The following is a 6334-nucleotide window of genomic DNA, read 5'->3' as shown; positions in this document are numbered from 1 at the left end:
GTCTCCATGCGTTTGCCGCAGTCACGACAGCCAACACGTCTGAGCAAAACGCTGAGGCGCACTGCACGGCCGAGAATGGGCAAATCACGAACGACTCGCTCGCAATACTCGTGAGTGGTTGAACAGGGCTTTTGGCATCCACCACAGGAAGGGAATCGGGTGGTGTGGGGCGTCAGATCGATCTGTAGGGCATCGCCATCAGGCTTGATCGTGACGACAGAAAAGCCCTCCCAAAAAGGAAGGAAAGTATTAATATCGTGCATAAGAACGCCGGTTTTTTAGATGTGTTTGCTCGCACGAACATCATCAATCAAATCGGCGTTCTTGTTTCTGTGTTTCCCGGAATTCCGTGAAGAACCAAAAAAAAGGCCGCACCCTGCCAAGGAGACGGCCTGAAAAGTCGTGGCTTACAACACTGGGTCAGCGCGCGGTGATCACCGACAGCTTGGTGATACCGGCACGCTCGATGGAGGCCATGGCACGGGCCACTTCGCCGTAGTTGACGCCGTCGTCCGCCTGCAACTGCACGCGCACTTCCGGGTCCTTGGCCTTGGCCGCCTGAAGATTGGTTTCCAAAAGATCCGGCTGGATCTCGTCCTTGTTGATAAAGAGTTTGCCGGCGCCGTCGATGCTCACCACCAGCGGGTCCTTCTGCTCCACCGGGGCCACGGCCTCGGTCTTGGGCAGGTTGATCGGAATCGCGTTGGTCAGCAGCGGCGCGGTGACGATGAACACCACCAGCAGTACCAGCATCACGTCCACCAGCGGCGTGACGTTGATCTCGCTCAGCACCTCATCGCTGTCCTGGGTCGAGAAGGCCATGTCAGGACGCCTCCTTCACTTTCTGTGCGCTGCCCTGGGCCGCGGCCTTGTGCGCGGTCGGGTGGATCAGCACGCGGAACGAACTCTTCTGCGCCAGGCTGTAGAAGTCATGGGCGAAGTCATCCAGGTCGGCGGCGGTCAGCTTCAGGCGCCGCAGGAAGTAGTTGTAAACCAGCACCGCCGGCACCGCGACGGCGATCCCCACGCCGGTGGCGACCAGTGCCGCGCCGATCGGCCCGGCCACGGTTTCCAGGCTCGCCGAGCCCGCCGCGCTGATACCTTTCAGGGCTTCCATGATCCCCCACACGGTGCCGAACAAACCGATGAAGGGCGAGGTGCTGCCGATACTGGCAACCACCGCCAGGCCGGTTTCCAGCGAACGCCGCTCACGGACGATCTGCTGGCGCAGGGCGCGCTCCAGGCGGTCCTGATGATTGATCGCCTGGCTCAGGTCCGCCGCGTGCGCGGTGTCGCCGACCTGGATCGCCGCGTAGCCGGCCTGGGCCACGCGAGCGGCGGCGCCGGGCTGGGTTTCGCTGAGCTCGGCCGCCGAGTCGAGGCTGGAGGCGGCCCAGAACTGCTTGTGGAACTTGCGATCCTGGGCCTTGAGGCGGGCGAACTGCGCGCCCTTGAGCAGGGCCAGGCCCCAGGTGGCCACGGAAAACACCACCAGCAGCCAGATCACCGCGCTTTCGATGGATTCGAGTGGAGATGCCAATAAACTCATGATGTGTCCCTCTGTATAACCCTTGTAAGAGCGAGCGTGCTCGCGATAGCGCCTGGCGCAGGCTCAATGAATCTTGAAATCGATGGGCACGCTGACCCAGCCGTCCTGGGCGACATCACCCTGCTTGGCCGGCACGAAGCTCCAGCGCTTGACTGCCGATAACGCCGCGTCGTCGAGTTGCTGGCGACCGCTGCTTTTCTGAATCTGAATCTCGCCGGGCTTGCCGCTGGCCAGTACATGTACCCGCAGCAATACCGTGCCTTCCCAACCGCGACGCTGAGCCAGCGACGGATATTCCGGCGCCGGGTTCTTCAAGTACGCGGCGTTCGCCGATGCCGGAGTCACGGGCGCCGGGGCCGGTGGCGCGGGCGGTGCCGGAGCGGCGACAGGCGCGGCCGGTTGTGGCGGCGCGGGCTGTTGCTGGACCGGCTTAGGCGCCGGCTTGGGCACCGGTTTCGGCTTCGGTTTGGGAATCGGCTTGGGCGGTGGCGGCTTGACCGCCAGTTCGTCCTCCACCGGCGGCGGTGGCTCCACCACCGGCTGTACCGGTTGCGGTGGCGGCGGTTCGACCACCGGCGGCGCCGGCCGGGAAAACTCGATGGTCATCGGTGGAATTTCCGGCGGCACGATCGGCAATACCGGGGTCGGCTTCTGGCTGATCCAGTAGATCACCGCACCGTGCAACAGCAGGGCAATCACCCCGAGCGCAATCGCCTCGCGCCGCCGCAGCCCGGCCTTGGGTACCTTCTGCAGACGCAACTGGCCCAACGGCAAGCGGTGCGGCCGGCCGAGGTCGACCAAATCGCCGCTCGGTGCCTGACGCCACAGCACCTCGTGTGCACTGGCGGCGGTCTGGACATTGCCCATTGATTAACTCCCTACAGTCTTTTGCGAATAACCCGACCCACACCTGCGAACTCCCCCGGAGCAGCGTCGAGGGCTGAATGATTGGCGCCAGACACTTATCTCCGAAAGTAATCTTTAAAGTTATGGATAGATCAAAATTGCATATTTAAAGCCGTCATTTCGCGCCAGGCCACGCGGATCAAGGGCTGCAGGGAAGGAGTCAAAAAGCCATGCTTTGCGAGCATTAAAAATATTCGCCAAAGGCATTGCATCGCCACGGCAAAACCGCGGCGAAGCGACAACATTGGCGAAATAAAAGAGACCGACCGAACGTCGATCAAAGGGCTAGGCGCACCCGGTAACGCGCGCCTGCTCAAGCGAACTTGGGACAGGGTTGTTCAGACCTTCAGCGCCTGGCTCTCGCACAGCTCCAACAGCTGGCTTTCCAGGGCCTTTCCAGCGCGGCTCAAGCCGCTGCGGCCGTACAGCGCCAGGCGCACGCCCTGGATGTCCGGCAAGCCGCTGGCGCCATCGAGCATGCGGTGCCCGGCAGCCACCACCCGCACCGGCAGCAAGCTGATGCCCAAGCCTGCGGCCACCGCCGAGCAGACGCTGGCCAGGCTGGCGCTGGAGTAACCGATGCGCCAGCGCCAGCCGCCGACTTCAAGGTGGTGGAGCATTTCATGGCGATACAGCCCACCCACCGGGAAGGCCACCAGCGGCAACGGATCGCGGCCGAAGGCCGGGGTGGCGCGGCTGTCGACCCAGCACAGGGGTTCCGGCCAGGACGCCAGGCAGTCGTCGCTGGCGCCCATCTGCTTGACCAGCAACAGGTCGAATTCGCCGCGTCGATAGAGGCGGGTCAATTCCGGGCCCAGCCCGCTGGTGACCTCCAGGCGCACGCCGGGATGGTCCTGGCCGAAGCGCGACAACAACGGCATCAACCGCTCGGCGGCGAAGTCTTCCGGCACCCCGAGGCGCAGCACGCCTTCGCTCTGCTGGTGCAGCAAGACATCGCTGGCCTCTTCGTTGAGGGCCAGGATGCGCCGCGCATAGCCCAGCAGACGCTCGCCCTCGGCGGTGGCCACCACCCGGCGCTGATCACGGTCGAGCAACTGGCAGTCCAGGCTCTCCTCCAGCCGCCGCACCTGCTGGCTGACGGTGGACTGGGTGAGGTGCAGGCGCTCGGCGGCGCGGGTGAAGTTGGCGCAGTCGACGACAGCGACAAAACTGCGCAGCAGTACAGGATCGAACATGGCAGCACCATTCTGAATGCCACTGATTGGCATGGTTATATTTAATTTCAGAATACATCAGGGCCTGACCATACTCGGCGTTCATTGACTGCGCAGGGAGCCTGACGCCATGCGTTACCTGTCTTGCAAACACGCTGTCCTGGCGATCTGTCTGTTCATGGTGGGGGTGGTAATGGCAAAGGATAACCAGTTGCTCGAGGCAGTCCGCGACGGGCAGTTGCCCAAGGTCCAGGCGCTGCTCCGGCAAGGCGTGGACGTCAACGTGCGCGGCCTGGACGGTAGCAGCCCGTTGCTACTGGCCACCGCCGCCAACCAGGTCGAGATCGCCCGGGCGCTGATCGAGGCCGGCGCCGACGTCAACCAGAAGAACCTGATCCACGACAGCCCTTACTTGCTGGCCGGCGCCAGCGGACGCAATGCCATCCTGCAACTGACCCTGGCCCACGGCGCCGACCTGAAAAGCACCAACCGCTACGGCGGCACCGCGCTGATCCCGGCCTGCGAACGTGGGCATGTCGACACCGTGCGCTTGCTGATCGAGGCCGGCGTCGACCTCGACCACGTCAATCGCCTGGGCTGGACCTGCCTGATGGAAGCCATAGTGCTGGCCGATGGCGGCCCGGCGCACCAGCAGATAGTCGCTCAGTTGATCGCCGCCGGCGCCGACCTGAACCTGCCGGACAAAGCTGGCCTGAGCCCTCTGCAGCAGGCGGAAAAACGCGGCCAGACCGCCATCGCCAAACTGCTGCGGGACGCCGGCGCGTCCTGATTTGTGCCTTAAGGAGCCTCCATGAAAGACGATCAGGATTACCTGCAACGCGCCGTCGAACTGGCCCGGCAAAACGTCGCGGCCGGCGGCCGGCCGTTTGGCGCGGTGCTGGTGCGCGACGGCCAGGTGCTGGCCGAGACGGTCAATCAGATCCACCTGAGCCAGGACCCCACCGCCCACGCCGAACTGTTGGCCATCCGGGTCGCCAGCCAGCGGCTCGGCCCGCGCCTGGACGGCTGCGTGATCTATGCCAGCGGCCAGCCCTGCCCCATGTGTTTGAGCGCCATGTACCTGTGCGGTGTGGCGCGCGCGGTGTTCGCCGCGGACAACGCCAGCGCCGCGCCCTTCGGCCTGTCCACGGCAGCGATCTACGAACAACTGGCCCAGCCCCTGGCGGACCAGCGCTTGCCAGTGCAACACCTGCCGCAAGCGGCGATGAACGCGATCTACCGCGATTGGCAGGTCCGCCATGCCGTTCGCTGAGTCGCGCCTGCGTCGCCTCGGCGGCTGGGCCCTGTTGATCGCCCTGGGGCTCAACCTGCGGCCGATCATCAGCTCCATCAGCCCACTGCTGATGGAGATTCGTGGCGCCACCGGCATGAGCTTCCAGAGCAGTGCCTGGCTCACCAGCCTGCCGGTGGTCTGCATGGGCCTGGTGGCCTTGCTCGGGGTGCGCCTGGAAGCCCGCCTGGGAGAACGGCGTGGCGTCGCCCTCGGCCTGATGATGATCCTCTGCGCCTGCCTGGCGCGCTTGTTCTGCGACCAGGCCAGCGCCCTGCTCGCCACCGCCCTGCTCGGCGGTGCCGGCGTGGCCTTGATCCAGGCGCTGGTGCCGGCGCTGATCAAGCGTCAGTTCCAGCAGCGGGTGGCCTTGGCCATGGGCATCTATTCGGCTTCGCTGATGGGCGGTGGCGGCCTCGCGGCGCTGCTCAGCCCGCATGTCACCACGCACTTCGCCCATTGGCAGGCCGGGCTCGGCGTGTGGTTGCTGCCAGCGCTGGCGGCCCTGCTGCTGTGGTGGCTGCTGCCTTTCGCCGGGCCGAGGCAGCGCCTCAACGCCCCCTCCATCAGCCTGTGGCGCGACCGTCGGGCCTGGTTGCTGGCGCTGTACTTCGGCCTGATCAACTGCGGCTACATGAGCATGGTCGCCTGGCTGCCGGCCTATTACCTGCAGTTGGGCTGGAGCGCGACCCAGAGCGGCTCGCTGCTGGCGTTCATGACCATCTTCCAGGTCATTGCCGCGCTGTTGATGCCCGCCCTGGCGCAGCGCCAGAGCGACCGCCGGCCACTGCTCGCCATCAGCCTGAGCGCCCAGGCCCTGGGCTTCGGCGGCCTGCTGTTGTGGCCGCTGCAGGCCCCGCAGCTGTGGGTGGCGATGATCGGCTTCGGCCTCGGCGCCTGCTTCGCCCTGAGCCTGATCCTCACCCTCGACCACCGTCGCGATCCCCGGGAAGCCGGGCAACTGGCGGCCTTCGTGCAAGGGGTAGGGTTCCTGATCAACGCCGTGTCGCCGTGGCTGACCGGCTGGCTGCGGGAACTCACCGGCAGCTTCATCAGCGCCTGGTGGGTACTGATCCTGACCGTGCTGGCCATGCTGGTGCTGACCCGGGTATTCAGCCCCTCCAGCTACCGCGAGTCGCCGTCGACAAGCGTGACGCCACAAGCGATACCCACGGGAAGCACCTCGACCTCCGCCTGACAAGGCCCTTGGCCATCATGCGCAACTTCTTGCGCACCTGGCTGTGGATAACTCTGTGAGCAGATGCTCAAGGGCTTTATAAACCGTGCCATACAGCCGAGTGCGCAACTTCTTGCACAGCACTGCGCAAGAAGTTGCGCACTTTCAGCGGCTTTCGCCCGGGAAATACTTTCACCGATCTCCAAAATCACCTGAAGCCCTTGATCCATAAGGCA

At 64.9% G+C, this 6334-nt stretch carries 8 protein-coding genes; 3 read left to right on the top strand and 5 right to left on the bottom strand.

The features are described 5' to 3' along the window. The 5 genes from PVZ78_RS05220 to PVZ78_RS05200 form a co-directional block, all read right to left on the bottom strand. Positions 1 to 263, bottom strand: a 263-nt coding sequence (locus PVZ78_RS05220) for a transposase family protein (protein WP_273828319.1), incomplete at its 3' end; no start/stop codon positions are given. 157 nt (positions 264 to 420) lie between these two features. Next, the gene (locus tag PVZ78_RS05215) at positions 421 to 822 is read right to left on the bottom strand and encodes an ExbD/TolR family protein (protein WP_009041659.1); all 402 of its coding nucleotides are present in this window, start codon (positions 820 to 822) and stop codon (positions 421 to 423) included. Between the two features lies 1 nt (position 823). Continuing rightward, positions 824 to 1549, bottom strand: coding sequence for a MotA/TolQ/ExbB proton channel family protein (locus PVZ78_RS05210; protein ID WP_009046420.1), 726 nt, complete (start codon positions 1547 to 1549; stop codon positions 824 to 826). A 63-nt stretch (positions 1550 to 1612) separates the two neighbouring features. After that, on the bottom strand, positions 1613 to 2416 hold the full coding sequence (locus PVZ78_RS05205; protein WP_124301035.1) for an energy transducer TonB: 804 nt from the start codon (positions 2414 to 2416) through the stop codon (positions 1613 to 1615). 377 nt (positions 2417 to 2793) lie between these two features. Beyond that, positions 2794 to 3651, bottom strand: a complete 858-nt coding sequence (locus PVZ78_RS05200) for a LysR family transcriptional regulator (RefSeq protein ID WP_101281643.1) — start codon at positions 3649 to 3651, stop codon at positions 2794 to 2796. Positions 3652 to 3760: 109 nt separating this feature from the next. On the opposite strand from PVZ78_RS05200, the gene PVZ78_RS05195 reads away from it, so the two are divergent. From PVZ78_RS05195 to PVZ78_RS05185, 3 genes are read left to right on the top strand one after another with little or no spacing between them, the layout of a single operon-like run. Continuing rightward, positions 3761 to 4420, top strand: coding sequence for an ankyrin repeat domain-containing protein (locus tag PVZ78_RS05195; protein WP_273828318.1), 660 nt, complete (start codon positions 3761 to 3763; stop codon positions 4418 to 4420). A 21-nt stretch (positions 4421 to 4441) separates the two neighbouring features. Continuing rightward, positions 4442 to 4903 carry a nucleoside deaminase gene (locus tag PVZ78_RS05190; protein WP_273828317.1) on the top strand — a complete coding sequence of 154 codons (462 nt, stop codon included), beginning with the start codon at positions 4442 to 4444 and terminating at the stop codon, positions 4901 to 4903. Further along, positions 4890 to 6119, top strand: a complete 1230-nt coding sequence (locus PVZ78_RS05185; RefSeq protein WP_124301031.1) for a CynX/NimT family MFS transporter — start codon at positions 4890 to 4892, stop codon at positions 6117 to 6119. The genes PVZ78_RS05190 and PVZ78_RS05185 overlap by 14 nt, the downstream gene beginning before the upstream one ends. Positions 6120 to 6334 lie beyond the last annotated feature (215 nt).

It is taken from the genome of Pseudomonas sp. SBT1-2 (assembly GCF_028640875.1).
GTDB classification, from domain to species: Bacteria; Pseudomonadota; Gammaproteobacteria; order Pseudomonadales; family Pseudomonadaceae; genus Aquipseudomonas; species Aquipseudomonas chlororaphis_I.
This window is presented reverse-complemented; position numbering and strand designations above follow the sequence as displayed.